29 protein-coding genes are annotated in these 24,774 nt (G+C 50.6%); 15 read left to right on the forward strand and 14 right to left on the reverse strand.

Going from position 1 to position 24,774, the window contains the following annotated elements:
- Positions 1 to 97: 97 nt before the first annotated feature.
- The 7 genes from pyrC to C3432_RS07345 all read left to right on the forward strand — a co-directional run bounded on the left by pyrC (position 98) and on the right by C3432_RS07345 (position 4,815).
- Positions 98 to 1,144, forward strand: a complete 1,047-nt coding sequence (gene pyrC, locus C3432_RS07315; protein ID WP_103775986.1) for a dihydroorotase — start codon at positions 98 to 100, stop codon at positions 1,142 to 1,144.
- A 75-nt stretch (positions 1,145 to 1,219) separates the two neighbouring features.
- A complete protein-coding gene (gene dinI, locus C3432_RS07320; protein WP_103775987.1) occupies positions 1,220 to 1,465 on the forward strand; it encodes a DNA damage-inducible protein I in 246 nt (81 codons plus the stop codon).
- Positions 1,466 to 1,761: 296 nt separating this feature from the next.
- Entirely contained in the window at positions 1,762 to 2,016 is a 255-nt protein-coding gene (gene bssS, locus C3432_RS07325; protein ID WP_103776936.1) for a biofilm formation regulator BssS, read from the forward strand.
- A gap of 114 nt (positions 2,017 to 2,130) precedes the next feature.
- Positions 2,131 to 3,249 (forward strand): N-methyl-L-tryptophan oxidase, encoded by a 1,119-nt coding sequence (gene solA / locus C3432_RS07330; RefSeq protein WP_103775988.1) that lies wholly within the window; start codon positions 2,131 to 2,133, stop codon positions 3,247 to 3,249.
- Between the two features lie 49 nt (positions 3,250 to 3,298).
- Positions 3,299 to 3,412: a DUF2770 family protein gene (locus tag C3432_RS07335; protein ID WP_103775989.1), complete on the forward strand. Its 114-nt coding sequence runs from the start codon at positions 3,299 to 3,301 to the stop codon at positions 3,410 to 3,412.
- 258 nt (positions 3,413 to 3,670) lie between these two features.
- Positions 3,671 to 4,243, forward strand: a complete 573-nt coding sequence (locus C3432_RS07340; RefSeq protein WP_103775990.1) for a cytochrome b — start codon at positions 3,671 to 3,673, stop codon at positions 4,241 to 4,243.
- The gene (locus C3432_RS07345) at positions 4,240 to 4,815 is read left to right on the forward strand and encodes a YceI family protein (protein WP_103775991.1); all 576 of its coding nucleotides are present in this window, start codon (positions 4,240 to 4,242) and stop codon (positions 4,813 to 4,815) included. The genes C3432_RS07340 and C3432_RS07345 overlap by 4 nt, the downstream gene beginning before the upstream one ends.
- A 37-nt stretch (positions 4,816 to 4,852) precedes the next feature.
- On the opposite strand, the gene trhO is transcribed toward C3432_RS07345, so the two are convergent.
- On the reverse strand, positions 4,853 to 5,905 hold the full coding sequence (gene trhO / locus C3432_RS07350) for an oxygen-dependent tRNA uridine(34) hydroxylase TrhO (RefSeq protein WP_103775992.1): 1,053 nt from the start codon (positions 5,903 to 5,905) through the stop codon (positions 4,853 to 4,855).
- A 225-nt stretch (positions 5,906 to 6,130) separates the two neighbouring features.
- Between trhO and C3432_RS07355 the strand changes: the two genes are divergently transcribed.
- The 3 genes from C3432_RS07355 (at position 6,131) to C3432_RS07370 (ending at position 8,884) form a co-directional block, all read left to right on the forward strand.
- Positions 6,131 to 7,051, forward strand: a complete 921-nt coding sequence (locus C3432_RS07355; RefSeq protein WP_103775993.1) for a Kdo(2)-lipid IV(A) acyltransferase — start codon at positions 6,131 to 6,133, stop codon at positions 7,049 to 7,051.
- Positions 7,052 to 7,206: 155 nt separating this feature from the next.
- Positions 7,207 to 8,427 carry a multidrug efflux MFS transporter MdtG gene (gene mdtG / locus C3432_RS07365; RefSeq protein WP_103775994.1) on the forward strand — a complete coding sequence of 407 codons (1,221 nt, stop codon included), beginning with the start codon at positions 7,207 to 7,209 and terminating at the stop codon, positions 8,425 to 8,427.
- A gap of 82 nt (positions 8,428 to 8,509) precedes the next feature.
- Entirely contained in the window at positions 8,510 to 8,884 is a 375-nt protein-coding gene (locus C3432_RS07370; RefSeq protein WP_103775995.1) for a MysB family protein, read from the forward strand.
- Here C3432_RS07370 and C3432_RS07375 read toward each other — a convergent pair whose 3' ends face one another.
- The 3 genes from C3432_RS07375 to mdoG all read right to left on the reverse strand — a co-directional run bounded on the left by C3432_RS07375 (position 8,885) and on the right by mdoG (position 13,245).
- A complete protein-coding gene (locus C3432_RS07375) occupies positions 8,885 to 9,112 on the reverse strand; it encodes a YceK/YidQ family lipoprotein (protein WP_103776937.1) in 228 nt (75 codons plus the stop codon). It lies immediately after the preceding gene.
- Positions 9,113 to 9,188: 76 nt separating this feature from the next.
- On the reverse strand, positions 9,189 to 11,717 hold the full coding sequence (gene mdoH, locus C3432_RS07380) for a glucans biosynthesis glucosyltransferase MdoH (protein WP_103775996.1): 2,529 nt from the start codon (positions 11,715 to 11,717) through the stop codon (positions 9,189 to 9,191).
- A complete protein-coding gene (gene mdoG, locus C3432_RS07385; protein ID WP_103776938.1) occupies positions 11,710 to 13,245 on the reverse strand; it encodes a glucans biosynthesis protein MdoG in 1,536 nt (511 codons plus the stop codon). Before mdoG ends, mdoH begins: the two co-directional genes overlap by 8 nt.
- A gap of 330 nt (positions 13,246 to 13,575) precedes the next feature.
- On the opposite strand from mdoG, the gene mdoC reads away from it, so the two are divergent.
- Positions 13,576 to 14,736, forward strand: a complete 1,161-nt coding sequence (gene mdoC, locus C3432_RS07390; protein ID WP_103775997.1) for a glucans biosynthesis protein MdoC — start codon at positions 13,576 to 13,578, stop codon at positions 14,734 to 14,736.
- Positions 14,737 to 14,745: 9 nt separating this feature from the next.
- On the opposite strand, the gene C3432_RS07395 is transcribed toward mdoC, so the two are convergent.
- From C3432_RS07395 to csgB, 6 genes are all read right to left on the reverse strand, one after another.
- Positions 14,746 to 16,227 (reverse strand): phospholipase D family protein, encoded by a 1,482-nt coding sequence (locus C3432_RS07395; protein ID WP_103775998.1) that lies wholly within the window; start codon positions 16,225 to 16,227, stop codon positions 14,746 to 14,748.
- The gene (ymdB, locus tag C3432_RS07400) at positions 16,169 to 16,702 is read right to left on the reverse strand and encodes an O-acetyl-ADP-ribose deacetylase (protein ID WP_103776939.1); all 534 of its coding nucleotides are present in this window, start codon (positions 16,700 to 16,702) and stop codon (positions 16,169 to 16,171) included. Before ymdB ends, C3432_RS07395 begins: the two co-directional genes overlap by 59 nt.
- 99 nt (positions 16,703 to 16,801) lie before the next feature.
- The gene (locus C3432_RS07405; RefSeq protein WP_103775999.1) at positions 16,802 to 17,125 is read right to left on the reverse strand and encodes a type 1 fimbrial protein; all 324 of its coding nucleotides are present in this window, start codon (positions 17,123 to 17,125) and stop codon (positions 16,802 to 16,804) included.
- Between the two features lie 158 nt (positions 17,126 to 17,283).
- On the reverse strand, positions 17,284 to 17,616 hold the full coding sequence (csgC, locus tag C3432_RS07410; protein WP_103776000.1) for a curli assembly chaperone CsgC: 333 nt from the start codon (positions 17,614 to 17,616) through the stop codon (positions 17,284 to 17,286).
- Positions 17,617 to 17,677: 61 nt separating this feature from the next.
- On the reverse strand, positions 17,678 to 18,136 hold the full coding sequence (csgA, locus tag C3432_RS07415; RefSeq protein WP_103776001.1) for a curli major subunit CsgA: 459 nt from the start codon (positions 18,134 to 18,136) through the stop codon (positions 17,678 to 17,680).
- 40 nt (positions 18,137 to 18,176) lie between these two features.
- Positions 18,177 to 18,632: a curli minor subunit CsgB gene (gene csgB / locus C3432_RS07420; protein ID WP_103776002.1), complete on the reverse strand. Its 456-nt coding sequence runs from the start codon at positions 18,630 to 18,632 to the stop codon at positions 18,177 to 18,179.
- 752 nt (positions 18,633 to 19,384) lie between these two features.
- Here csgB and csgD point away from each other — a divergent pair.
- Genes csgD through csgG form a run of 4 tightly spaced genes read left to right on the forward strand, consistent with a single transcriptional unit; the run spans position 19,385 to position 21,730 of the window.
- The gene (csgD, locus tag C3432_RS07425) at positions 19,385 to 20,035 is read left to right on the forward strand and encodes a biofilm master transcriptional regulator CsgD (protein ID WP_103776003.1); all 651 of its coding nucleotides are present in this window, start codon (positions 19,385 to 19,387) and stop codon (positions 20,033 to 20,035) included.
- Between the two features lie 4 nt (positions 20,036 to 20,039).
- Positions 20,040 to 20,429 carry a curli production assembly/transport protein CsgE gene (gene csgE / locus C3432_RS07430; RefSeq protein WP_103776004.1) on the forward strand — a complete coding sequence of 130 codons (390 nt, stop codon included), beginning with the start codon at positions 20,040 to 20,042 and terminating at the stop codon, positions 20,427 to 20,429.
- A gap of 24 nt (positions 20,430 to 20,453) precedes the next feature.
- Complete coding sequence (csgF, locus tag C3432_RS07435) at positions 20,454 to 20,870, forward strand: curli production assembly/transport protein CsgF (protein ID WP_103776005.1); 417 nt, start codon at positions 20,454 to 20,456, stop codon at positions 20,868 to 20,870.
- Between the two features lie 26 nt (positions 20,871 to 20,896).
- Positions 20,897 to 21,730 (forward strand): curli production assembly/transport protein CsgG, encoded by an 834-nt coding sequence (gene csgG, locus C3432_RS07440; RefSeq protein ID WP_103776006.1) that lies wholly within the window; start codon positions 20,897 to 20,899, stop codon positions 21,728 to 21,730.
- A gap of 43 nt (positions 21,731 to 21,773) precedes the next feature.
- Here the strand turns inward: csgG and C3432_RS07445 are convergent, their stop codons facing one another.
- From C3432_RS07445 to ghrA, 4 genes are all read right to left on the reverse strand, one after another.
- Positions 21,774 to 22,256 (reverse strand): DUF1097 domain-containing protein, encoded by a 483-nt coding sequence (locus C3432_RS07445; RefSeq protein ID WP_146050874.1) that lies wholly within the window; start codon positions 22,254 to 22,256, stop codon positions 21,774 to 21,776.
- 100 nt (positions 22,257 to 22,356) lie between these two features.
- Positions 22,357 to 22,911: a TorD/DmsD family molecular chaperone gene (locus C3432_RS07450; RefSeq protein WP_103776008.1), complete on the reverse strand. Its 555-nt coding sequence runs from the start codon at positions 22,909 to 22,911 to the stop codon at positions 22,357 to 22,359.
- Positions 22,912 to 22,934: 23 nt separating this feature from the next.
- Positions 22,935 to 23,672: a phosphatase gene (locus tag C3432_RS07455; protein ID WP_103776009.1), complete on the reverse strand. Its 738-nt coding sequence runs from the start codon at positions 23,670 to 23,672 to the stop codon at positions 22,935 to 22,937.
- A 92-nt stretch (positions 23,673 to 23,764) separates the two neighbouring features.
- Positions 23,765 to 24,703, reverse strand: coding sequence for a glyoxylate/hydroxypyruvate reductase GhrA (gene ghrA, locus C3432_RS07460; RefSeq protein ID WP_103776010.1), 939 nt, complete (start codon positions 24,701 to 24,703; stop codon positions 23,765 to 23,767).
- Positions 24,704 to 24,774: the final 71 nt, after the last annotated feature.

Here is a 24,774-nt window from a genome sequence, read left to right on the forward strand (position 1 = left end):
GAAGGCGCTGATGCGCCTTTTTTTTCGTGCAAACGAAAACGTTTCCGCTTATCCTTTGTTTCCGGCAAAAAAGCCCCCCCTCAGCCGGAGCATAGAGATGACAGCACCATCCCAGGTATTAAAGATCCGCCGCCCAGACGACTGGCACCTTCACCTTCGCGATGGCGACATGTTGAAAACTGTCGTGCCTTATACCAGTGAAATTTACGCTCGCGCGATTGTTATGCCGAATCTGGCGCCGCCGGTCACCACGGTTGACGCGGCCATTGCTTACCGTCAGCGCATCCTTGATGCCGTTCCTGCCGGGCATGATTTCACCCCATTGATGACCTGCTATTTAACGGACTCCCTGGACCCGGATGAGCTGGAACGCGGTTTCAGCGAGGGCGTTTTCACTGCCGCTAAGCTGTACCCTGCCAATGCCACGACCAACTCCAGCCATGGCGTGACTTCGGTTGATACCATCATGCCGGTACTGGAGCGGATGGAAAAACTGGGCATCCCCTTGCTGGTGCATGGCGAAGTTACCGATGCGGATATCGATATTTTCGATCGCGAAGCACGCTTTATTGAAACGGTGATGGAACCGCTTCGTCGACGCCTGACCGCCCTGAAAGTCGTCTTTGAACATATCACCACCAAAGATGCGGCTGAGTACGTTCGCGACGGAAATGAGCTGTTAGCCGCGACAGTTACGCCGCAACACCTGATGTTTAACCGTAACCACATGCTGGTTGGCGGCGTTCGCCCGCACCTGTACTGCCTGCCAATTCTGAAACGTAATGTGCACCAGCAGGCATTGCGTGAGCTGGTCGCCAGTGGTTTTAAGCGCGTTTTCCTGGGTACCGACTCCGCTCCCCATGCGCGTCATCGTAAAGAGTCCAGCTGCGGCTGCGCCGGTTGCTTTAACGCCCCAACGGCGCTGGGCAGCTACGCCACCGTATTTGAAGAGATGAATGCTCTGGCGCATTTTGAAGCCTTCTGCTCACTGAACGGGCCGACGTTCTACGGCTTGCCGGTCAATGAGAGCGTTATTGAGCTGATACGCGAAGAGCAGCAGGTGCCGGAAAGCATCGCGCTGACGGATGACACTCTGGTGCCGTTCCTCGGCGGTGAAACGGTGCGCTGGTCGGTCAAAAAATAAAAAATGTAAGGCCAGCTGTTGCTACTGGTTTATTTTAACTGTATAAATAAACAGTATATTCAACAGGGGGCCATTATGCGTATTGAAGTCACCATAGCCAAAACTTCACCTTTGCCTGCCGGTGCGATCGACGCGCTGGCAGGTGAACTCTCCCGCCGTATTCAGCACCACTTTCCAGAGAATGACGGCAACGTTACCGTTCGCTATGCCGGAGCCAATAATTTGTCCGTGATTGGCGCGACAAAAGAAGATAAAGAACGCATCAGCGAAATCCTGCAGGAAACGTGGGAAAGCGCGGATGACTGGTTCATTAAAGAATAAAAAATCCTGTGCCTTGATGTTTGTTTTTGCCGGGTCGCCCCGGCTTTTTTCACCGTGATAAGTTGCGCAACGGATTATATTTTCTTATCTTCCGCAAAATAACTGCACAATATGCCAAAAAAAATGAACAAGATGCCGTTTTTTTGTTCATGAATTCTTAAAATGCAGAAATTTATGCTCTTACCTCTTTAAATATTCAGTCAATACCTTTATCTATTGGTATACTGAAGTTGCTTCAGATAACAACGCATTGAACCTCGAAAACCGTTGTCTTGTAACACGAATTAGGGGGCATGATGGAAAAAAATAATGAAGTCATACAGACTCATCCGCTCGTAGGGTGGGACATCAGCACCGTTGATAGCTATGATGCGCTGATGTTGCGTTTGCATTACCAGACTCCGAATCGCCCTGAACCTGATGGGACTGAAGTGGGGCAAACGCTCTGGTTAACCACCGATGTTGCACGACAATTTATTTCGATATTAGAAGCAGGAATCGCCAAAATCGAATCTGGCGATTACCAGGAAAATGAGTACCGGCGTCACTGATAATGCGTCGGCCATCTACCAGGAGGCACCTTTATGGTGCCTCTTTCAATTCCAGGTTGTATATCTGAGTTCACTTAATTACTCTGCCTGAATCGCGATAGCAGAGAGAAACTAATGAAATACGACTTAATCATTATTGGCAGTGGTTCCGTTGGCGCAGCCGCTGGCTATTATGCCACTCGCGCCGGGTTAAAGGTTCTGATGACGGACGCCGATATGCCGCCCCACCAGCAGGGTAGCCATCACGGTGACACGCGATTAATCCGTCACGCTTATGGCGAAGGTGAGAAATATGTACCGCTGGTTCTTCGCGCCCGGACGTTGTGGGATGAGTTATCCACGCACAATGAAGATCCGATTTTTGTTCGCTCCGGTGTGATCAATCTCGGTCCTGCCCATTCAGAATTTCTTGCCAACGTCGCCCGCAGCGCCAGCCAGTGGCAACTAAATGTCGAACAACTGGACGCCGCAGCCATTATGGCGCGTTGGCCTGAAATCCGCGTGCCGGACGATTACCTTGGCCTGTTTGAAGCTGATTCCGGTTTCCTGCGCAGTGAACTGGCGATCAAAACCTGGATCAGACTGGCGGAAGAAGCGGGATGCGCGCAGCTTTTCAACTGCCCTGTCACCGCCATTCATCATAATGAGGACGGTATTACCATTGATACGGCCGATGGTCAGTACAGCGCAAAGAAAGCGTTAGTTAGCGCAGGTACATGGGTGCAGTCATTAATCCCCGGGCTTCCTGTTCAGCCAGTGCGTAAAGTGTTTGCATGGTATCAGGCCGATGGTCGCTACAGCAGTAAAAACAACTTCCCTGCCTTTACCGGCGAACTGCCAAATGGCGACCAGTACTACGGTTTCCCGGCAGAAAACGACGCGCTAAAAATCGGCAAACATAACGGCGGGCAACCTATCAGTACTCCGCAAGAACGCAAACCGTTTGCCGCGGTGGCCACTGATGGTGCCGAAGCCTTCCCGTTTCTGCGTAATATTCTGCCCGGCATCGGTTGCTGTCTGCACGGTGCAGCCTGTACCTACGATAACTCACCAGATGAGGACTTTATTATCGATACTTTGCCCGGACACGATAATACTCTGGTGATCACGGGTCTGAGCGGTCACGGATTTAAATTTGCCTCTGTACTGGGAGAAATCGCTGCAGATTTTGCCCAGGATAAAGCCCCAGCCTTTGACCTGAGTCCCTTCAGTCTTGCCCGTTTTGAACAATAATGAACAAACGGCCTCACTACCGGGGTCGTTTTTTTAGGTGATATAATCCATGCTTCGGTTATTTCATTTCCTGGTTAACAATATCCGCGAGCATTTTATGCTCTATGTTATTTTATGGTCGCTGCTGGCTATTATGGATCTTATTTATATTTTTTTCTTCTGAGCCTTCCTCCTGACGCAAATTGACAAAAAAGAATATTTCTCTAATTTACATTGCGATAATTTGAACAACATAAATCTTCTTTTTCCTTGAAGAAAAAGCATAAACCGAAGTGCTACCGCTAATATCCTGATGAACAATCCAATTTTAATTCAATTTTATTGAATAAAAAATAAACATCATTAATATTGTTATTTTTTAGTTGCAAAAAATGCGTTAACAGGCCATTTTCATTTTTTTAAAATCCTCATTGGTGCATTTATGCAATTTTTAAATACTCCTCAGCGCTATGGCATTATTTCCGCCACGCTGCACTGGCTGATGGCTGTCGTGATCTACGGCATGTTTGCGCTGGGTCTGTGGATGGTCACGCTCAGCTACTATGACGGCTGGTACCATCAGGCCCCGGAGTTGCATAAAAGTATTGGCATTCTGCTCATGATGGGACTGGTCATTCGGGTTATCTGGCGGGCGATATCCCCTCCTCCTCCCGCACTTACAAGCTATTCGCGCCTGACCCGAATCGGTGCAGCACTGGGACATATTGCGTTATATCTTCTGCTTTTCGCTATCGTAATCAGTGGCTATCTCATCTCTACGGCCAATGGTAAACCCATCAGCGTATTCGGCTGGTTTGACGTCCCTGCAACGCTTGCCGATGCTGGCGCTCAGGCCGATCTTGCAGGAAATCTACACCTCTGGCTTGCCTGGACCGTCGTCATTGTGTCCGTCCTGCACGGCCTTATGGCCGTTAAACATCATTTCATCGATAAAGACGACACCCTCAATCGCATGTCAGGAAAGTCGTCATCTGACTCTGGAGCACAAAAATGAAGAAAAGCCTGCTGGGTTTAACCCTCGCCTCTCTGCTGTTCACGACCGGATCTGCCCTGGCGGCAGACTACAAAATTGACAAAGAAGGACAACATGCCTTTATTAATTTCCGTATCCAGCATCTCGGCTACAGCTGGTTATATGGCACTTTCAAAGATTTCGACGGCACCTTCACCTTTGATGAAAAAAATCCTGCGGCGGACAAGGTGAATGTGACAATCAATACAAACAGCGTTGATACTAACCACGCCGAGCGTGATAAGCATCTGCGCAGCGCAGAATTCCTGAACGTAGCGAAATTTCCACAGTCGACATTTACCTCCACCAGCGTGAAAAAAGAGGGCGATGAGCTGGATATCACCGGTAATCTGACGCTAAACGGCGTAACAAGGCCGGTCACTCTGGAAGCGAAACTGATCGGTCAGGGCGACGATCCGTGGGGAGGTAAACGCGCGGGTTTTGAAGCGGAAGGTAAAATCAAACTGAAGGACTTCAATATCACCACCGATCCTGGTCCGGCTTCGCAGGAAGTCGACCTGATCATCTCGGTAGAAGGCGTACAGCAGAAATAACGCGCAGGAGAGGGGCGACTTCCCCTCTCCTGCTTAATTACTCAGCCGGATCCGCAATCCCCAGCCGGAGATTCAGGTGCCCGCGTGATTTATTGAATATCTTATTGCCGTTCTCACGACCAGCACGACGTCGCCGCTGCTCTTCTTCCGGTAACGCGCTCTCCTCACAGCAGAGTTCGCTGCAACAGCCGTTATATTTTTCCGCACAGGCCGGACACTGAATAAACAGCAGATGGCAGCCATCATTTTTACAGTTGGTGTGGCTATCACAGGGCACACCGCACTGATGGCAATGGGCAATAACCTCTTCAGAGATCCGCTCACCCATACGCTCATCAAAAACAAAATTTTTCCCGATAAAACGAACCGGTAAACCCTGCTCGCGGGCTTTGCGCGCATATTCGATAATTCCGCCTTCAATATGCCAGACTTTCGTGAAGCCGTTGTGTTTCATCCACGCGCTGGCCTTCTCACAGCGAATGCCGCCAGTGCAGTACATCACGATCTTTTTATCTTTATGTCCCTGCATCATTTCGACGGCTTTCGGCAACTGTTCACGGAACGTATCGGCAGGGATTTCCAGCGCATTCTCGAAGTGGCCCACTTCATATTCATAGTGGTTACGCATATCGATAAAGACAGCGTCAGGATCGTCGAGCATGGCATTCACTTCCGCCGCCTTCAGGTAAGCCCCCACATCGCTGGCGTCAAAATTCGGGTCATCAATACCATCAGCCACAATGCGTTCACGCACCTTCATGCGCAGCACCCAGAATGACTTTCCATCATCATCCAGCGCGATATTCAGACGCAGCTGGTCCAGCGCCGGGTCAAATGCGTAAAGCTGCTGGCGAAACGCCTCCACCTTGCTCTGTGGCACGCTGATTTGGGCATTAATCCCTTCATGCGCCAGGTAAACGCGGCCAAAGACGTTCAGTGCAGTAAACATCTGATACAAGGCATCCCGGGTATGCTGGGGATTCGCAACGGTAAAATATTTATAAAACGAGATCGTGGTACGCGGTTCTGTTTCCGCCAACATCCGCGCTCTGAGCGCGTCGTTAGCAATGCGGTTGTGTAACACTGGCATGGTGTACGTATCCTGCAAAGGGTAAAAGTTAAATCGGGCGGCATCATATAGCAATCCCCGCCAATTTACATCCACACATTTTGCGCTACATTTCATTGTTCAAACTAATAAATTAACAACAATCGCCGTATTAATCGCCACTCTCCCACCGCATGTTTTGGCTGGGCACGAAAAAATGCGACAATACAGGGAATTGCTCGTTTAAGAATTAAAGACAGGACAGACATGACGAATTTACCCAAGTTCTCCGCAGCATTACTGCATCCACGTTATTGGTTAACCTGGCTGGGTATTGGCGCACTTTGGTTGGTCGTGCAGTTACCCTACCCCATGATCTACCGCCTGGGCTGTCTGATGGGGCATCTGGCATTACGCCTGATGAAGCGCCGTGCCAAAATTGTCTGGCGCAATCTTGAACTCTGTTTCCCCCAGATGAGCGAGCAGGAACGCCACGAAATGGTGGTCAAAAACTTTGAGTCGGTGGGCATGGGCCTGATGGAAACCGGCATGGCGTGGTTCTGGACGGATCGCCGTATCTCCCGCTGGACGGAAGTCATTGGTATGGAGCATATCCGCGACGTTCAGGCACAGCAGCGTGGGATCCTGCTCGTAGGCCTGCACTTTCTGACGCTTGAGCTGGGGGCGCGGCAGTTTGGTTTACAGGAACCGGGGATTGGCGTCTATCGCCCGAATGACAATCCTTTACTCGACTGGCTACAGACCTGGGGGCGTATGCGTTCCAACAAGTCGATGCTTGACCGCAAGGATCTGAAAGGAATGATTAAGGCGCTGAAAAAAGGCGAAGTGGTCTGGTATGCCCCAGACCATGACTATGGCCCACGCGCCAGCGTTTTCGTTCCACTCTTCGCCGTGGAGCAGGCTGCCACCACCTCCGGGACGTGGATGCTTTCGCGCATGTCCAACGCCTGCCTGGTGCCGTTTGTTCCTCGTCGTAAACCTGACGGCAAAGGATATCAGCTGATTATGCTACCGCCAGAATGTTCCCCGCCGCTGGACGATGCAGAAACGACCGCCGCCTGGATGAACAAAATCATTGAGCAGTGCATTATGATGGCGCCAGAGCAGTATATGTGGCTACATCGCCGCTTCAAAACTCGCCCGGAAGGCGTTCCTTCCCGCTATTAGTTCTGTAGCAGTCCATTCGGGCTGCTTATCCCCCTTTTTTAGCGATAAAAGCTCCCCACATTGCAGCACCAGTAAGGCAGGCGCATAATAAGTGTGCTTGTTTTATATTCTTTTTTTTGATGATAGCGCAACGGCGCGTCACACTGCGGAACGCCATGTCACCCTCAGATACCCCCATAAACTGGAAGCGCAATCTTACCGTTGCGTGGCTTGGTTGTTTTTTAACCGGCGCAGCATTCAGCCTCGTTATGCCTTTTTTGCCCCTTTACGTTGAGCAGCTCGGGGTAACAGGACACCGTGCGCTGAATATGTGGTCGGGTCTGGTGTTCAGTATTACCTTCCTGTTCTCTGCCATTGCCTCCCCCTTCTGGGGCGGCCTGGCTGACCGTAAAGGGCGTAAAATTATGCTGCTGCGCTCTGCGCTCGGCATGGCTGTGGTGATGGTGCTGATGGGGTTTGCGCAGAATATCTGGCAGTTTTTGATTCTTCGCGCCCTGCTGGGCTTGCTGGGTGGATTTATCCCGAACGCTAACGCGCTCATCGCCACGCAGGTCCCGCGTTCTAAAAGCGGTTGGGCGTTAGGTACTCTCTCTACAGGGGGGGTGAGCGGTGCGCTGCTTGGGCCGCTGGCCGGCGGTTTGCTCGCCGACCAGTACGGACTGCGTCCGGTATTTTTCATTACCGCCAGCGTGTTGCTGACCTGTTTCTTACTGACGCTGTTCTTTATTCGTGAACATTTTCAACCTATCAGTAAGAAGGAGATGCTCCACGTCCGGGAAGTCGTCGCTTCCCTCAAAAACCCGAAGCTGGTGCTGAGCCTGTTCGTTACCACCTTGATCATTCAGGTTGCCACAGGTTCCATTGCCCCGATCCTGACGCTGTATGTTCGCGAACTGGCAGGAAACGTCAGCAATATCGCCTTTATCAGCGGGATGATTGCTTCCGTTCCCGGCGTGGCGGCGTTACTCAGTGCGCCGCGACTGGGTAAACTGGGTGACCGTATTGGCCCGGAGAAAATTTTAATTGTCGCGCTGATCGTCTCTGTCCTGCTGCTTATTCCTATGTCTTTTGTCCAGACGCCGTGGCAGCTGGCTGTCCTGCGCTTTTTGCTGGGCGCGGCGGACGGCGCGCTACTGCCCGCCGTGCAGACGCTACTGGTCTACAACTCAACCAATCAGATTGCCGGTCGTATCTTCAGCTATAACCAGTCGTTTCGTGATATTGGCAACGTTACCGGCCCGCTGATGGGGGCGGCGATCTCCGCCAGCTACGGTTTCCGCACCGTCTTCTTTGTCACTGCGGGCGTGGTGCTGTTTAACGCGGTTTACTCCTGGAACACTCTGCGCCGCCGCAGAGTTCCACAGATCACAGGATGATTTTTACGCATTCATACTTGCAAAGCCGGAGAATCAGCTATTCTTTCCCTGAATACCTCATCAAATCAAAGGGAGACACGTGATGACCATGTACGCCACGCTGGAAGAAGCCATTGACGCCGCTCGTGAAGAGTTCCTGGCTGATAACCCCGGCCTTGAGCAAAACGACGCGGACGTGCGACAGTTCAATGCACAGAAATATGTCCTGCAGGATGGAGACATCATGTGGCAGGTCGAGTTTTTTGCTGACGAAGAGGAAGAAGGCGAATGCCTGCCGATGCTGAGCGGAGAAGCTGCACAAAGCGTCTTTGATGGCGATTATGATGAGATAGAGATCCACCAGGAGTGGCAGGAGGAAAATACCCTTCACGAATGGGATGAAGGCGAATTTCAGCTTGAGCCGCCTCTCGATACAGAAGAGGGTCAGACCGCAGCCGATGAGTGGGACGAGCGCTAATTACTCATACGGGCCGTGATGAATGTCCAGCGGCAACAGTAGCGTATCAAAGACCAGTGAGAAAGGCAGATCGAGGATGGTGACATAGCGCCACGCCGAGTCACGAACGTCCCACTGTACGCCCGGATAGTACTGATTCCCGTGCCCCTGGCCGGGGATCGTCCGGGTGATAATACTGCCGCACCCGCTTAAAAGCAGAACCATTATGCTGACTGCCAGAATACGCACCTGATTACCTCGTTCACTGCCCTCTTCAGTATAAAAAAATACCGGCGCCAGGCCGGTATTTTCACACTCAGGCATATTATTTTTTCTGCAACGCCAGTGGATTCAGTTTGATACCCTGATAGTGGTTAACCCACGACGAGTATTTTTCCGGCGAACTCCAGACACGATAGTGTAAACGCGCCATTGTCACCGGATCGCTTAACAACACCAGACGGCGGTCGCGATGCAGTTTTTCCGGCGTTTCATTCAGCGCCTGTTCCACGTGACGATCACGCGCAATCTCCAGCACCTGACTGGCGCGGTGACGCGCGGTAGCCATCGCCGTTGCCAGCGCGTTGAACGACGGATTAAACACCGCGTGCATAAAGCCATCGTCCAGCGCACGCTGGCGGTTCATCACCAGATACTTGTCGGTATCCACCAGCACCTGCGGCGGAGAATACTCTTCCGGGATCAGGAACAGCTTCCAGCGTTTGGTACGAAGTCCCACCGTGGAACGGCTGGAGATCACGGAAACAAACGGTGACAGAATCAGTGAGAAGACGATCGGCGCCAGCCAGAACAGGAAGCGCAGGTCCAGCCAGGCCATGCCCACAGCCCACACCACGCCCAGCAGCAGCTGAGAGCCATGGCGCATAAATGCCTCCCCCCACGGGGTGGAGTCATCGTCACGCTGCGGTGAGTTCCACACCACTTCCCAGCCGAGGAACGCGCTGACCACAAACACCGTGTGGAACAGCATACGTACCGGAGCCAGCAGCACAGAAAACAGAACCTCCAGCAGCAGCGACAGCGTTACGCGGCAGAAACCACCGTACTCTTTAGTGCCTTTGCACCAGATGAGCATAATGCTCAACAATTTTGGCAGGAATAGCAGCACCATCGTCGAAGCAAAGAGCGCTATCGCCAGCTCAGGACGCCACTGCGGCCAGACCGGGAACAGCTGGCGCGGCTGCAGGAAGTATTGCGGTTCGGTCAACGCATGTACGACCTGTAGCGCAGTCGAGAGCGCCAGGAACATAAACCACAGCGGCGCAGAGAGATAAGACATCACCCCCGTCAGGAACACGGCGCGGTGAACCGGATGCATCCCCTTGACCAGGAACAGACGGAAGTTCATCAGGTTGCCATGACACCAGCGACGGTCACGCTTAAGCTCATCCAACAGGTTTGGCGGCAGCTCTTCATACGAACCGGGCAGATCATAGGCAATCCAGACGCCCCAGCCCGCACGACGCATCAGCGCAGCTTCCACGAAGTCGTGAGAGAGGATCGAACCGGCAAATGAACCTTCGCCTGGCAGGGGGGCCAGCGCGCAGTGCTCAATAAACGGCTTCACGCGGATAATGGCGTTATGGCCCCAGTAGTGCGACTCTCCCAACTGCCAGAAGTGCAGACCTGCGGTAAACAACGGTCCATACACGCGCGTCGCAAACTGCTGGCAACGTGCGTACAGGGTGTCCATGCCAGAAGCCTTGGGCGAAGACTGGATGATCCCGGCATTCGGGTTCGCTTCCATCAGACGCACCAGCCCGGTCAGGCACTCTCCGGTCATAACGGAGTCGGCATCCAGTACCACCATGTAGCTGTACTGGCTCCCCCAGCGACGGCAGAAGTCATCAATGTTGCCGCTTTTGCGCTTCACCCGGCGACGGCGACGGCGATAGAATATCTGCCCTTCACCTTGCACTTCGGCGATCAGCTCCATCCACGCTTTTTGTTCTGCAACGCAGATATCGGGGTTGTAGCTATCGCTGAGGATGTAGACATCAAAATGTTCAGCATTACCGGTGGCTTTCACCGACTCCCACGTGGCGCGCAGCCCGGCGAAAACGCGGTCTACGTCCTCGTTACAGATAGGCATAATCAGCGCGGTACGATGCTGCGGATTGAGCGGCTCGTCGCCAACCGTTGACGCGGAAATACTGTATTTGTCACGCCCGATCAGCAGTTGCAAAAAGCCCATCAGCGCGGTCCAGAATCCGGCAGAGACCCAGCAGAACAGCACAGCAAACAGGATCAAAATACCGGTTTGCAAAACGTAAGGCAGCAGCTGCATAAAGGAGATCCACAGGTTCTGCCCCACCATGTCCGCCGGATTAATCAACGCCCAACCCTGGTAAGGAAGAATAGTCTTCATATACCAGGTTGCCACCACCGTCTGCGCCAGGGTCAGCACCAGCAAGGTGTAGCGGCGGATTGTCCCGACGGTACGCCATTTTTGCTCGCTCTCCTGCTCTTCTTTGGTCAGACGAGACAGATAACGCGGCGTCACATCGCGACCGCGCAGGCGGTCCCAGAAACGCCCCACCGGATTGGTACGCCAGGGATCGGGAAACATCGAAGAACGTTTTGCTTTCGGCATGGCCTGAAGCTGGTCGCGCCCTTCGTCGTCTTTAATCAGCTGCCCGTCGGCAAGAGAATCTGGCCAAGCTTGTTCAAGACGCGCTTTAACAGAACCCTGCGGTGAATCGTCTTCTCGCGAGTAAGTACGATGCTCGGCATCCAGCGCCTGATGAACGGCGCAGATGTCAGTTTTCGGCAATGCCGCTTTCTCAATATCCGAGAGCGGCATTGCGTCAATATACTCAGTAGTTTTATTCATTGGCAGGTAACTGGTAGCTCCAGGTTTCACTCAGCGTCTGATCGGCGTTGACCAACGCAGCGCGCATCTCAGTGGTTTTCTTCGCGTCTTTCACTTTCACGCGCAGCGTTAAGCGCCAGCCTTTGGTCATCGGGTTGTAGCGAACGGCGCTCTCAACGATCTCTCCGTTATCGCCAATGCTGGTTTGCGCAGTAACAGGGGTATCCTGCGGCAGTTTTTTCATATCTGCACCAGCAAAATCCACCACAAACGCGATAGTTCCGTCAGGCTGACGAATCAGGTTGGACTGTTTGACGTCACCGGTAGAGCGGCGGGTTTGCTGCACCCACGCATTGTCCGGCGCATGAAGTTTGTCTTCATCGCGGGTGAACGTGAGGGTGTATTTGAAATTCATCTCTTTGCCTGCTTCTGGCAACTGATCCGGCGTCCAGTAGGCAACGATGTTGTCATTGGTTTCATCGTTGGTCGGGATCTCAACCAGCTCAACCTTCCCTTTGCCCCAGTCACCTTTCGGCGTGATCCAGGCGCTCGGGCGCAGGTCATAACGATCGTCTAAATCCTCGAAGCGTGAAAATTGACGGCCACGTTGCAGCAGGCCGAAGCCCTGCGGATTTTCCATCGCGAAGCTGCTGACCGCGAGGTGTTTCGGGTTATTCAGCGGACGCCAGATCCATTCGCCGTTCCCGGCATGGATAGACAGACCGTTAGAGTCGTGCAGTTCCGGACGATAGTTGGTCGCCGCAGACGGCTGGTTCGGCCCGAACAGGAACATACTGGTTAACGGCGCAACGCCCAGCTTGCCGACTTTATCGCGCAGATAAACTTTAGACTGGACGTCCACAACCGTGTCACGACCAGGAAGGATCACAAAACGATAAGCTCCGGTCGCGCGTGGGGAATCCAGCAGCGCATAAATTGTCAGACGCTTATCAGCAGGTTTCGGACGCTCGATCCAGAACTCACGAAAACGGGGAAATTCTTCACCAGAAGGTAAAGCGGTATCGATAGCCAGACCACGGGCAGACAGACCGTAGACCTGACCTGCGCCAATCACGCGAAAGTAGCTGGCGCCAAGCATGCTGACGATTTCATCGCTTTTGTCTTTGCTGTTAATCGGGTACAGCACCTTAAACCCGGCAAAACCAAGATCTTTCACCGAGTCTTTGTCATGCTGGACATCGCCAAAATTAAAGTAATCCGGATTGTATTTGATTCTCTTTACCGTCGTCGCGGTCACTTCGTTAATTTTGACCGGCGTGTCGAAGTACATACCCTGATGGTAGAACTCGAGCTTAAATGGGGTCTTTAGGTTGCTCCAGTATGCTTTATCGCGGTTAAACTGGATCTGCTGGTAGTCCGCATATTTCATATCGCGGAAGACGGAGGGCAAGTTACTTTTTGGCGCCTCATAGCCCTTACCGGCTAAGGATTGTGCTTGCTTTGCAACATCATCGATACTGAAGGCCCAGCTCGATGAGGTGTACAGCGTTAACATCACTGCTGCACCCAACCAACGCATTTTCATCATTTGTAGTTTATGTTTCATTTAGTAAGCACTTCCCCCTTTGTGTGCTTATACTCCTGGTTGCATCTGATTTGGCTTCTGCTTTACTACAACCTGAACTATCCGGAGTACTTATCGATCCGATCTATTTTAATGGATAATCAGGCATTACGACAACTGAATACCTGTATTGTTCAGCGCGCTGGCTCATGGATTAAGCACGTTCCGAGCCCTTTTTCACTTTGCGTGCTTATCCTGGAGACAGGTAGACATACTTCGTGTAGGGTTGCCACCGAATGTACCCATTATCCGTCTTCGCATTAAGACGAAAAGTCCGAGAATACGTAACCGTTTATGAATCCAGTGCCTCAACAGCGTGAGTATTTCCTCGACTCCATCCGCGCATGGCTGATGTTGTTAGGGATCCCTTTTCATATTTCACTGATTTATTCAGGCCATACCTGGCATGTCAACAGTGCTGAGCCTTCATGGTGGCTCACCTTGTTTAACGATTTTATCCATGCATTCCGTATGCAGGTCTTTTTCGTTATTTCAGGTTATTTTTCGTACATGCTATTTCTGCGTTATCCCTTAAAACGCTGGTGGAAAGTTCGCGTTGAGCGCGTGGGTATTCCGATGCTGACCGCAATTCCTCTGTTGACGTTGCCGCAATTTATTATGCTGCAATATGTAAAAGGAAAAGCTGACGCCTGGCATACGCTTTCTGGCTACGAAAAATACAATACGTTGGCGTGGGAATTAATTTCACACCTGTGGTTCTTATTGGTGCTGGTGGTATTAACGACGCTAAGTATGTGGATATTTAGCAAGATAAAAACACGGCTGGCAAACGCCGGTTCGCTACCCGTGACTCAATTTTCAATGACCAAACTGACGCTCATCTTTTTCTTACTGGGCGTGGGTTATGCGGTGGTCAGACGTACACTGTTTATTCTTTACCCGCCGATTCTCAGCGACGGCATGTTCAATTTTATTGTTATGCAGACACTGTTTTACGTGCCCTTTTTTATCCTCGGCGCACTGGCGTTTATCTACCCCAGTCTGAAAGCGTTGTTTACCACGCCTTCACGCGGCTGCACGCTGGGCGCGGCACTGGCGTTTATCGCCTATCTGCTGAACCAACATTACGGAAACGGCGATGCCTGGATGTATGAAACGGAATATGTGATCACGATGGTTATGGGTCTGTGGATGGTTAACGTCGTCTTTTCACTCGGCCATCGTTTGTTGAATTTTCAATCCGCTCGCGTTACCTATTTTGTAAACGCATCGCTGTTTATTTATCTGGTGCATCATCCGCTGACCCTGTTTTTTGGTGCCTACATCACTCCGCATATCACGTCTAATCTCCTGGGTTTTTTATGCGGACTGGTTTTTGTCATCGGCATTGCGCTGATTCTGTACGAAATTCATTTACGCATTCCGCTGCTGAAGTTTTTATTTTCGGGTAAGCCCGCCGTCAGGCGTGAAAATAATAGCGCTGTAGCGCGCTAGTCGGTATTTTCAGAGCAACCACTCGACAGGCAGAATCGAGGCCAGTCGCACCAGAACCCGCTTCCAGAATCCTGTGGCGGGTTCTTTTTTTAGCACCAGCTCTTTCCCCTGATGGCGATCGATCCAGTTTATACGTCCCCAGCGATCCAGCCTCAGTTGCCAGGCGACATCGAACTGGCTTTGCAAAAAGCGCGCGTGGATTGACCTGGCCAGCGTTTCACTCTCAATCACAAATCCCATTTCGGTGTTAAGTAAAGTTGAACGCGGATCAAAATTGAATGAACCGATAAACACCGTCTTTCCGTCAATACTGAACGTTTTGGCATGTAAACTGGCACCAGAATTGCCGGTCAATCCCCGGTCGTGCAATGCACTATGAGGTTCGCGGGTTGGCTTAAGCTCATAGAGTTCCACGCCATAGCGCAGCAGCTTTTTTCGCCAGCGCGCATAGCCCGCGTGGACTACTGCCACATCGTTCGCCGCCAGCGAGTTGGTGAGAATGGCAATCTTTACGCCTTTGCGGACCAGCCTCAGCAGCTGTGCAACCCCTGCTCTGGTCGGGACAAAATAGGCGGAAATAATATCGATACGCTCGGCTGGCGAGCCCATCACATTAAACAGTCGCTGTGGCAACAACGAGTGGCGCTGCGCTTTCCCCTCCCCTTTGGACGGATCGTCGCTAAGCAAACGGGTATTCGCCCAAATAAAAGGCAGTTCGCCATGATACAAATGCGTCATAAACTGACTGGTTTCCAGTTTATGCAGATAGCGACGAGACATGGCGTCATTATCCCCGTTATCCGGCAGCTCAATGCGTTCGGCGCTCCCCGGTTCTGAAATTGACAGTACCGATTTCAACGTCGAAACCGACCGACAATCCCAGTAACGTTCAAAGTCCTCGGCAACCTCGTTGACGACAGGCCCAATCGCCAGCACATCCAGATCGGAGAACAACGGTTCTTCACCCAGGCCAAAATAAGCATCACCAATGTTTCGACCACCGACCAGCGTTACCACGCCATCAACCGTCAAGCTTTTATTATGCATTCGACGGTTCAGCCGGGCAAAGTCGGTTAAATAGCCAAGCATACGCAGCAGGCGAAAAGAGAAAGGATTAAACAGACGGACGTCAATGTCAGGATGGTTGTCCAGCCGCTGGAGAATGCCGTCCAGCCCTGGCGTGTTGTTATCATCCAGCAGCAGACGGACATGCACTCCCCGATCGGCGGCAGACAGCAATGCTGAAAACAGCAGCCGTCCGGACATGTCATTCTCCCAGATGTAATACTGCACATCGAGGGTCTGCTCTGCCATTTCAGCCAGCCGGTAGCGGGCGGCAAAGGCGTCCAGACCGTCATCAAGAGGCAGAATACCGCACAGCTGCGGATGACGTTCACACAGTGGCGCGACGGCGCGCGCAAGCCGGGTCAATTCACTCCTCGCCTTGCCGGGTGAGTAATCTCTCGTAGAGTCGGGCATTCTCTTCGTCATAGCAGACAAAGTATACCTGTTCTGGCAAAGCGCGACGGATAAGGAATGCTGACACCGTCTTCACCGCGATTTCCGCGGCTGCCGCGCGTGGATAGCCATACACACCCGTACTGATGGCAGGAAATGCAACAGAATGATAGCCATTCGCCAGCGCCAGATTCAGGCAATTAAAGTACGCATCCTGCAACAGTTGAGCTTCATTATGTTCTCCCCCTTGCCAGACAGGACCGACTGTATGGATCACCGCCTTCGCAGGTAGATTGCCCGCGAGCGTAATCACGGCATGACCAGTGGGACATTCCCCCTGCTGCTGCCTGACCTTTTTGCAGGCATCCAAAAGCGCGGGGCCAGCGGCACGATGAATCGCTCCGTCAACGCCCCCGCCCCCCAACAATGAAGAATTTGCCGCATTAACAATAACGTCAACGGCCATTTGGGTGATATCACCCTGAATGACATGAATTCGCGTTTCCATAAAATCCCCTTGCATAACCCTGTAGCCTAAGTGTACAGCAGGGTTTTCCAGGAAATCGCCCTTTTTAGTCATCCGGTTAGATTAAGAACCTGGCTGCAATCATCGATATTCAATGCTCATTATTGCCAGATTCTTCCGCTCATTAAGATACTGCATCTTTACAGAGGCAATCTGCTGGAAGTATTGCGTTGCTGATGACACCCGCTGCGGACTAAAACGATGGCGCTGGATACGGCCATCACGTTCACAGGACATTTCCAGGCGCCCTTGCTCACTGGAAACCTCACAGGGGGGTTCGACAATTTGCCCGACAAAGTGAATGACTCCACCTTGCGAACCATGTGCGGCGAAAGACGAAACGGAGAAAAAAGCGAAAACAGACAGACTGAGACCCAGAAGATTCTTTGACAATGATGTAAACATATGCGGCTTCCTCAATAATAAATCATCCTTGAGGGGTTGTGTTTTCCCTTCTTGCCATTGTGATGATTACTGAAACCGGGAATGACGTTTGCCGTCTCTATATTCATAGAACAGTAATCACTACTCCGCCACATCATTATCGTAAATAAATCAATAGATTATGGTGATGCCGCAGAGGTCAGCCATTGCTGTGTTAAATGGATTGTACGTCCGTCAGAAACAGTAACGAAAATTTTAACCGTGTCCTCCTGAGTGATATTTAAACTGAGTTTCATCAAATCAATCGGTTGATTAGCAGGTAATGAAAGCGTCTTTTCCTGCCGGGTTTGACTTTGTCCCGCTTTCCCTTGCCGGACAGACATGAGTTGCACCCGGCACATACAAGACTGAGTGAGCGTCACCTGAGGAACAACGGTGTAAATATCCCCCTGACGAGTCGTATTGAAGGTTATCTGATTGGAGAGCGCCGCCAGGAGCAGGAGCGTTTGCATTATGTATCCTCCGAAAATAAACAGGGCTTTCGCCCTGTTTATTGCCAGCCATAAATCTGAATCAATATTGGTTAGCGGTCGCGTTGTTACCAAAACCAACCTGATGAACCAGTACGCTGGAGTCAGATGCGGTCTGGTTAACCAGAGCACCGTTATTACCGCCATATTGGCTAACGGTGATATCCGAGTTTTTGCCGTTCCATTGATCGATAGTGGCGTTGTTTCTGAAGCCGCTTTGAGTCAGATCGATAGTGCTGTTATCTGAACCCTGACCAACATCAGCGGCGTTAGCGTAGCCATTCTGATGAATTGTCGTATCTGATTTACGGGCATCACTTTGCAGAGCAAGTGCAGAGTTCGCAGCACCGTTCTGGTAAATACTCAGTGTTGATTCCGGGCCAGAACTGCTGCCGTTACCACCACCGCTACCGCCGCCGCCGCCCCACTGTGGAACAGAACCAGCCAGAGCACTGCCAGAAACCACGATTGCTGCAAATGCTGCCACTTGTAAAAGTTTCATGGTAAACCCCCATCGGATTGATTTAAAAGTCGTAACGGTATTAACGTTGAATAACGCGAATAGCCATTTGCGACTGTCTCTGCACTACAACTGCTGTTTTTTGCGTACCGTACTGAGTAATATTTGCTTTATTTCCAGAGCCTTTCTGGATGATCATCGCAGTATTACCGTAATCACCTTGCAATATACTGGCGTCATTGGCGCTGCCCGACTGAGCAATATATGCAAAGTTATAAGCTCCTGACTGGTCAATCTTTGCCCGATGACTTCCACCTTCTTGTGAAATAACAGACAATAGTTTTGAGCCATCCTGGCGTACTTTCGCACTGTTATCAGTGCCGACCTGACCAATAATGGCTGCCTGATTAAATGAAGACTTACTTAATTCATTTACTGCGAAGTTATACTCTGAATTTGCCAAATCATAACCTGACGCAGCTGCAACTCCAGGCACACCCAGAACTGTTAACATCATAAATAACAATTTGTTTTTCATGTTGTCACCCTGGACCTGGTCGTATATAGGAGAAATTTAATTTACTGCATCCAATTTAACGTAAACGCGATTCGTTTTTTGTTAACGCCGCGTTACGATGAAGAGTATGTCCACGGAAACATTTTAAATAACTCACCCACGAGTGGTATTTTGATATATCCACTCACCCCAAAGTGCTAATTATCGGGCAGGCGCTCTGTTATTTACGTAATTTTTATTTCCCTCGCCGCGTTCATGCTTTTTCGGGCAGACGAAACTGCGCATGTCTCTCTTTCTTTGTCTGCTGGTCGTGTTCTGGATGCCTGACCAGAACACGACGTGACAGGCTTCTTTTTTTTTGACGAAAAAACTCCACAAAGAAACAGAACATTTTTATTGTAATTAAGACAGGATACAAGGAAAAATAAAAACAATAAAAAATCATAATTATCAGTAGATTATTATTATTTGTATGATTTTTTAAAACTGTGCAATAACCTGACAATGTACAACTTTACTATCAAAAACAAACTTAGAAAAAGCCACGTTTTAACACATTAATATATAATTTTACATTTAGTTACAAGTTTAACACTTGCTTTAAGATTTGTAATGGCTAGATTGAAATCAGATGTAGTCCATTCGTTTTATATTTTACCCATTAGGGTTGATTTATTTCTACACACAGCAGTGCAACATCTTTCAGTACTTCTGGAGCCTCTATTTCAACAGAGGCAGCTGACAGGTGTGCGACTAAAAAGTGGGGTTTCATCATGTTTAATGAAGTCCATAGTATTCATGGTCATACATTATTGTTGATCACCAAACCATCCCTGCAGGCTACGGCGTTATTGCAGCACCTGAAACAATCGCTGGCGCTCACCGGAAAACTACATAATATTCAACGTGCTCTGGAAGAGATATCCTCCAGCTGCATTGTTTTACTGGATATGATGGAAGCGGATAAAAAACTAATCCACTACTGGCAGGATAATTTAAGTCGGAAAAACAACAATATAAAAACATTATTGTTGAATACGCCTGACGATTACCCGTACCGGGATATCGAAAACTGGCCGCATATCAATGGCGTTTTTTACGCAGCGGAAGATGAAGAACGTGTTGTAAACGGACTACAAGGGATCTTGCGCGGTGAATGCTATTTCTCGCAGAAACTGGCCAGTTACTTGATCACTCATTCAGGTCATTACCGGTATAGCAGCACTGAGTCAGCACTGCTCACTCACCGTGAAAAAGAGATCCTTAATAAGCTGCGTATTGGCGCCTCAAATATTGAGATTGCTCGTTCACTGTTTATTAGTGAAAATACGGTAAAAACCCATCTTTATAATCTTTTCAAAAAGATAGCGGTAAAAAACCGGACTCAGGCCGTCTCGTGGGCCAACGATAACCTCAGGCGCTAACGCCATGAAACGCTATCTGATCTGGCTTGCAGGCGTTGAATTCCTGCTTGCTGCCGGGAACCTGCACGCAGTTGAAGTGGAGGTTCCCGGGCTACTGACCGACCATACTGTCTCTTCTATTGGCCATGACTTCTACCGTGCTTTTAGTGACAAATGGGAAAGTAGCTTCACCGGTAATTTGACCATTAATGAAAGACCCAGTGCACGTTGGGGAAGCTGGATAACAATAACCGTTAGTCAGGACGTTATTTTCCAGACATTTTTATTTCCAACGAAAAGAGACTTCGATAAAACTGTTGTCTTTGCTCTGGCTCAGACTGAGGACGCCTTGAATCGCCGGCAAATAGACCAAACGCTATTAAGCACGAGTGATTTAGCGCACGATGAATTTTAAATAATAATTTGTCCGGAGGCTACAATGCGTGCCAAACATGCAATCGTTGTGCTCATGCTTATTTCACCATTTAGTTGGGCTGGAAATATGACCTTCCAGTTCCGCAATCCTAATTTTGGTGGAAACCCCAATAACGGCTCCTTTTTATTGAACAGCGCTCAGGCGCAAAATTCGTATAAAGATCCAAGCTATAGCGATGATTATGGTATTGAAACACCATCCGCACTGGATAACTTTACCCAGGCCATACAGTCACAGATTCTGGGTGGACTGTTAACCAATATTAATAGCGGCAAACCCGGTCGAATGGTGACCAACGACTTTATTATTGATATTGCCAACAAGGATGGACAGTTGCAGCTTAACGTAACTGACCGGAAAAGCGGGAAAACCTCCACCATTGAAGTGTCGGGCTTGCAATCAAACTCAACCGACTTTTAAGCATCAGCCACGTAAGGACAATAATCATGCAGCGCTTACTTGTTTTGGTTGCAGTCATTTTATTAAGTGGATGCTTAACCGCCCCTCCTAAAGAAGCCGCGAGACCGACGTTGATGCCTCGTGCGCAAAGTTATAAGGATCTCACGCATTTGCCTCCACCAACGGGCAAGATCTTTGTCTCGGTTTACAATATCCAGGATGAAACCGGGCAATTTAAACCCTACCCTGCCAGCAACTTCTCGACCGCAGTACCGCAAAGCGCAACCGCGATGCTGGTAACCGCCCTGAAGGATTCACGCTGGTTTGTCCCTCTGGAACGCCAGGGACTGCAAAACCTGCTGAACGAACGTAAGATCATTCGCGCAGCGCAAGAAAACGGGACGGTCGCGATGAATAACCGCATTCCTCTGCAATCGCTTACCGCAGCCAACGTGATGATCGAAGGGTCAATTATCGGTTATGAAAGCAACGTGAAATCTGGCGGTGTAGGTGCGAGGTACTTCGGTATTGGCGCGGATACACAATATCAGCTTGACCAGATTGCCGTTAACCTGCGAGTGGTCAACGTCAGCACCGGTGAAGTACTCTCCTCGGTGAATACCAGTAAAACCATTCTCTCTTATGAGGTGCAGGCTGGGGTTTTCCGCTTTATTGACTACCAGAGACTGCTGGAAGGTGAAATCGGGTATACCGCTAACGAACCGGTGATGCTGTGCCTGATGTCCGCCATTGAAACCGGGGTTATTTTCCTGATTAATGATGGTATCGATCGCGGCCTGTGGGATTTGCAGAATAAAGCTGAGCGGCAAAATGACATTCTGGTGAAATATCGTCAGATGTCCGTACCACCGGAATCCTGACTCCGGGACAAAAAAGCGTGAGGCTGGCTGGCCTCACGCTTTTTCATTTATTGGTCACCGTTTGTGAAACGGCCCTCTCCCGTCGGGAAGCCAGCCAGAGACCGCTGTTCTTCATGGCATAACCAAACACCAGCCCCAGCATCAGTGACGGCACAATGAGCCGCCAGTCACCCTGACCGGCAAAGGTTGCACATGCGCCAATAAACGTTCCCGGCACAAATGAAAGCAGAAGCTGCTTTGCCTGAATGCACATCAAAAACGCGACAATCCCGGTCATGACGTAGCTGACTATCTCCAGATGCGGTGCCAGCGCGCTGCCATGTATGATCACCAATGCCCACACCACGCCGCTTGCCAGCGTACATGCTGAAATAGCCAGCCCTTTCAGCCCGCCCTGCGGACAGGCAAAATACGCCGTGCAGCCAAGAAAACCAGCCCAACTCAACAGACCAAGAGACACGGCCACCCATCCCCAGATCCCGGAGAGAATGCCCGTTGTGATTGCAATTGAAAGAAGTATATTCATGCCGCGCATGATAGCAGAAAAGCGAAAGATGAATGAGACCGCGCACACAAATTATGCAATTTGTATTTTAAGTTGCACAATCACGTGATGATTGTCACATTTATGCATCAGCGTCTTCTTCCAGCTCATCCCACATTGCGCCGATAGCATCGCGGGTCAGCGGGGCCATTGTTCGCCAGAACGGCGTTGTCGCATGAGCTTCAACTTTGCCGAGAAACGTTCCGCACCACGGTAACAGGTACTCTACAAACAGCGTTTCCAGCGCTTCACTTTCGTCTTCAGTGGACTGATCTTCCAGCCAGGAGGCGGCTAACAGCAGCGTCCCAATGTGATCGGCTGGCGCATCCGTCAACGGCATACCGCGCGCCGAGAGGAATGCACGAACATCCGACTCTTTTGCCCCTTCCACCCATGCGCTGCGATAAGGGGGAACAGCACACTCTTCACCGATAAACAACGCATTATAGTCAGCAGCCAGCTGCGTCATATCACAACTATTCTGCAAGCGGCCCAACAGCTCATCCTGCTCCAGCGGCCAGTTTGCCGCCAGTTTACCTTCGCGAATCAGCGTAAACAGCGGAACCAGTAAAGGGTCATGAGGCTGACGATAATAGATCGACCCCAGTACACGACACAGGATAGAAAACTCATTCATTAATATATTCTCGTTATTCGCAATTAAAGTTCTGCAAATTCCGGGATCGGCGCCATACCGCGCGACTCCAGAAAACTCAGCAGACGATTTGGCGTGACGTTCAGGATACGATCTTCCGGGAAATCAACGTCATCAAGGATTTTACGACACTCACCAAATTCGCCCATGCTGAAAGCGGTGTGGGAGTCTGAACCTAATGCCACCCATCCTCCGGCATCTCGCACCGCAGCAGCTACCGCACGACAGTTATCTTCACTGCCTTTCCGGGAATGCAGGAACGAAGAGTTGTTGATTTCAAGGGCGACCTGATACTTTGCGGCGGCTTGCGCAATTGCTGTAATATCAACAGGATATTTAGGATTTCCCGGGTGACTGATAATATGGACGTTGCCACTGGCCATCGTCGCAATCATCGCCAGGGTATTGGTTTCCTTATCATGCGGCGCAAAAACCGGCTCATGAAAACCGGCGATGATCAGATCCAGTGAATCAAACATGGGGCCAGAGCAATCAATCTCGCCATCGATGTTCTTTATGTTTGCTTCAATACCGCGCAGGATCCCCACCCCGTCGACCAGACGCGGCCAGATACGCATGTTAATGAAGTGCCAGTGGTGCGGGGCATCCGCCATATCCGGACCGTGGTCGGTAATGGCAAACAATTTCAGTCCCTTGCGTTTAGCTTCCGCAATGTAATCACTCAGAGTGCTGTAGGCATGAGAGCTGGCGATAGTATGCATATGCAAGTCAACGGGATACATAATTCTCTCCTGTAGTCATTTTGCGTCAAGGATAGCAGGAATCACCGCCGTTTATTAGTCGAAACCCGGCGTAAATCGGGTTGGCATCAGTATCAGTAGCCGCGCTCACGATCGACCTGGCCCGACACAACCTCGCCCTTTTCAAGATCCAAAATAGTACGTGAAATATATTCCACGGCTTCCGCCGGACGGGTTACCGCTGCAATGTGCGGCGTCATTGCCACACGCGGATGCTTCCAGAGCGGGCTATCCGCAGGTAACGGCTCATGGCTGAAGACATCTAACATCGCACCTTTAAGTTTCTGGTTATTCAGCGCGGTCAACAGATCGTCTTCATTCACGTGAACACCGCGCGCCAGGTTGAGCAAATATGCACCATCCTGCAACTGGTTCAACAATTCACCATTGATGATGCCAACCGTTTCTGCCGTGTTTGGCAGCAGGTTAATCAGTACCCGGGTCTCGTTGAGAAATGCGCCCAACTCCGCGGTTCCGGCAAAGCTTTCAACGCCAGACCACGACTTACGGCTACGACTCCAGCATCGAAGCGGAAATCCCCATGCCTGCAAGCTTTCGGCAACTTTTGCCCCCAACACACCAGCGCCCATAATGCCAATAGTAAACTCTTCGCGGGTATATTCCGGCAATGGCTGCCACCGAATTTGCGCTTTCTGCGCCTGATAATCATCAAAACGACGGAACCAGTGCAGTACCTGACTGACGGCATACTCCTGCATTTGCAGCCCCATCCCGGTATCTTCCAGTCGAAACAGCGGCACAGAATGTGCAAGCATATTCGGATGGGCTTTCAGCTTGCTCAGAATTGAATCAACACCCGCCCCCAGCGCGAATACCGCCTTCAGTTTACGACCTTCCAGCATCTCAACGGGCGGATGCCAGACCAGCGCATAATCTGCAGGATCGTTATCCCCTGCCTTCCATTCCCGGACTTTTGCCTGCGGCAGCGCTTTTTCTAATGCGTTACTCCACCATGTGGTATCGAACGTCGGGTGATAGAAAATGATATCCATATTGACTCCTGAGGGTTGTAGCACGGAATTTGCTCGCACTAATTATCATCGTTTTCAAGGGGATCATCAGC

Source organism: Citrobacter amalonaticus, assembly GCF_002918555.1.
GTDB lineage: Bacteria > Pseudomonadota > Gammaproteobacteria > Enterobacterales > Enterobacteriaceae > Citrobacter_C > Citrobacter_C amalonaticus_A.

Bases quoted from the DNA above. Each gene is read 5' to 3' on its own strand.
- pyrC (WP_103775986.1), top strand. From the start codon at position 98: ATGACAGCACCATCCCAGGTATTAAAGATCCGCCGCCCAGACGACTGG.
- dinI (WP_103775987.1), top strand. From the start codon at position 1,220: ATGCGTATTGAAGTCACCATAGCCAAAACTTCACCTTTGCCTGCCGGT.
- bssS (WP_103776936.1), top strand. From the start codon at position 1,762: ATGGAAAAAAATAATGAAGTCATACAGACTCATCCGCTCGTAGGGTGG.
- solA (WP_103775988.1), top strand. From the start codon at position 2,131: ATGAAATACGACTTAATCATTATTGGCAGTGGTTCCGTTGGCGCAGCC.
- C3432_RS07335 (WP_103775989.1), top strand. From the start codon at position 3,299: ATGCTTCGGTTATTTCATTTCCTGGTTAACAATATCCGCGAGCATTTT.
- C3432_RS07340 (WP_103775990.1), top strand. From the start codon at position 3,671: ATGCAATTTTTAAATACTCCTCAGCGCTATGGCATTATTTCCGCCACG.
- C3432_RS07345 (WP_103775991.1), top strand. From the start codon at position 4,240: ATGAAGAAAAGCCTGCTGGGTTTAACCCTCGCCTCTCTGCTGTTCACG.
- trhO (WP_103775992.1), bottom strand. From the start codon at position 5,905: ATGCCAGTGTTACACAACCGCATTGCTAACGACGCGCTCAGAGCGCGG.
- C3432_RS07355 (WP_103775993.1), top strand. From the start codon at position 6,131: ATGACGAATTTACCCAAGTTCTCCGCAGCATTACTGCATCCACGTTAT.
- mdtG (WP_103775994.1), top strand. From the start codon at position 7,207: ATGTCACCCTCAGATACCCCCATAAACTGGAAGCGCAATCTTACCGTT.
- C3432_RS07370 (WP_103775995.1), top strand. From the start codon at position 8,510: ATGACCATGTACGCCACGCTGGAAGAAGCCATTGACGCCGCTCGTGAA.
- mdoH (WP_103775996.1), bottom strand. From the start codon at position 11,717: ATGAATAAAACTACTGAGTATATTGACGCAATGCCGCTCTCGGATATT.
- mdoG (WP_103776938.1), bottom strand. From the start codon at position 13,245: ATGATGAAAATGCGTTGGTTGGGTGCAGCAGTGATGTTAACGCTGTAC.
- mdoC (WP_103775997.1), top strand. From the start codon at position 13,576: ATGAATCCAGTGCCTCAACAGCGTGAGTATTTCCTCGACTCCATCCGC.
- C3432_RS07395 (WP_103775998.1), bottom strand. From the start codon at position 16,227: ATGACGAAGAGAATGCCCGACTCTACGAGAGATTACTCACCCGGCAAG.
- ymdB (WP_103776939.1), bottom strand. From the start codon at position 16,702: ATGGAAACGCGAATTCATGTCATTCAGGGTGATATCACCCAAATGGCC.
- C3432_RS07405 (WP_103775999.1), bottom strand. From the start codon at position 17,125: ATGTTTACATCATTGTCAAAGAATCTTCTGGGTCTCAGTCTGTCTGTT.
- csgC (WP_103776000.1), bottom strand. From the start codon at position 17,616: ATGCAAACGCTCCTGCTCCTGGCGGCGCTCTCCAATCAGATAACCTTC.
- csgA (WP_103776001.1), bottom strand. From the start codon at position 18,136: ATGAAACTTTTACAAGTGGCAGCATTTGCAGCAATCGTGGTTTCTGGC.
- csgB (WP_103776002.1), bottom strand. From the start codon at position 18,632: ATGAAAAACAAATTGTTATTTATGATGTTAACAGTTCTGGGTGTGCCT.
- csgD (WP_103776003.1), top strand. From the start codon at position 19,385: ATGTTTAATGAAGTCCATAGTATTCATGGTCATACATTATTGTTGATC.
- csgE (WP_103776004.1), top strand. From the start codon at position 20,040: ATGAAACGCTATCTGATCTGGCTTGCAGGCGTTGAATTCCTGCTTGCT.
- csgF (WP_103776005.1), top strand. From the start codon at position 20,454: ATGCGTGCCAAACATGCAATCGTTGTGCTCATGCTTATTTCACCATTT.
- csgG (WP_103776006.1), top strand. From the start codon at position 20,897: ATGCAGCGCTTACTTGTTTTGGTTGCAGTCATTTTATTAAGTGGATGC.
- C3432_RS07445 (WP_146050874.1), bottom strand. From the start codon at position 22,256: ATGAATATACTTCTTTCAATTGCAATCACAACGGGCATTCTCTCCGGG.
- C3432_RS07450 (WP_103776008.1), bottom strand. From the start codon at position 22,911: ATGAATGAGTTTTCTATCCTGTGTCGTGTACTGGGGTCGATCTATTAT.
- C3432_RS07455 (WP_103776009.1), bottom strand. From the start codon at position 23,672: ATGTATCCCGTTGACTTGCATATGCATACTATCGCCAGCTCTCATGCC.
- ghrA (WP_103776010.1), bottom strand. From the start codon at position 24,703: ATGGATATCATTTTCTATCACCCGACGTTCGATACCACATGGTGGAGT.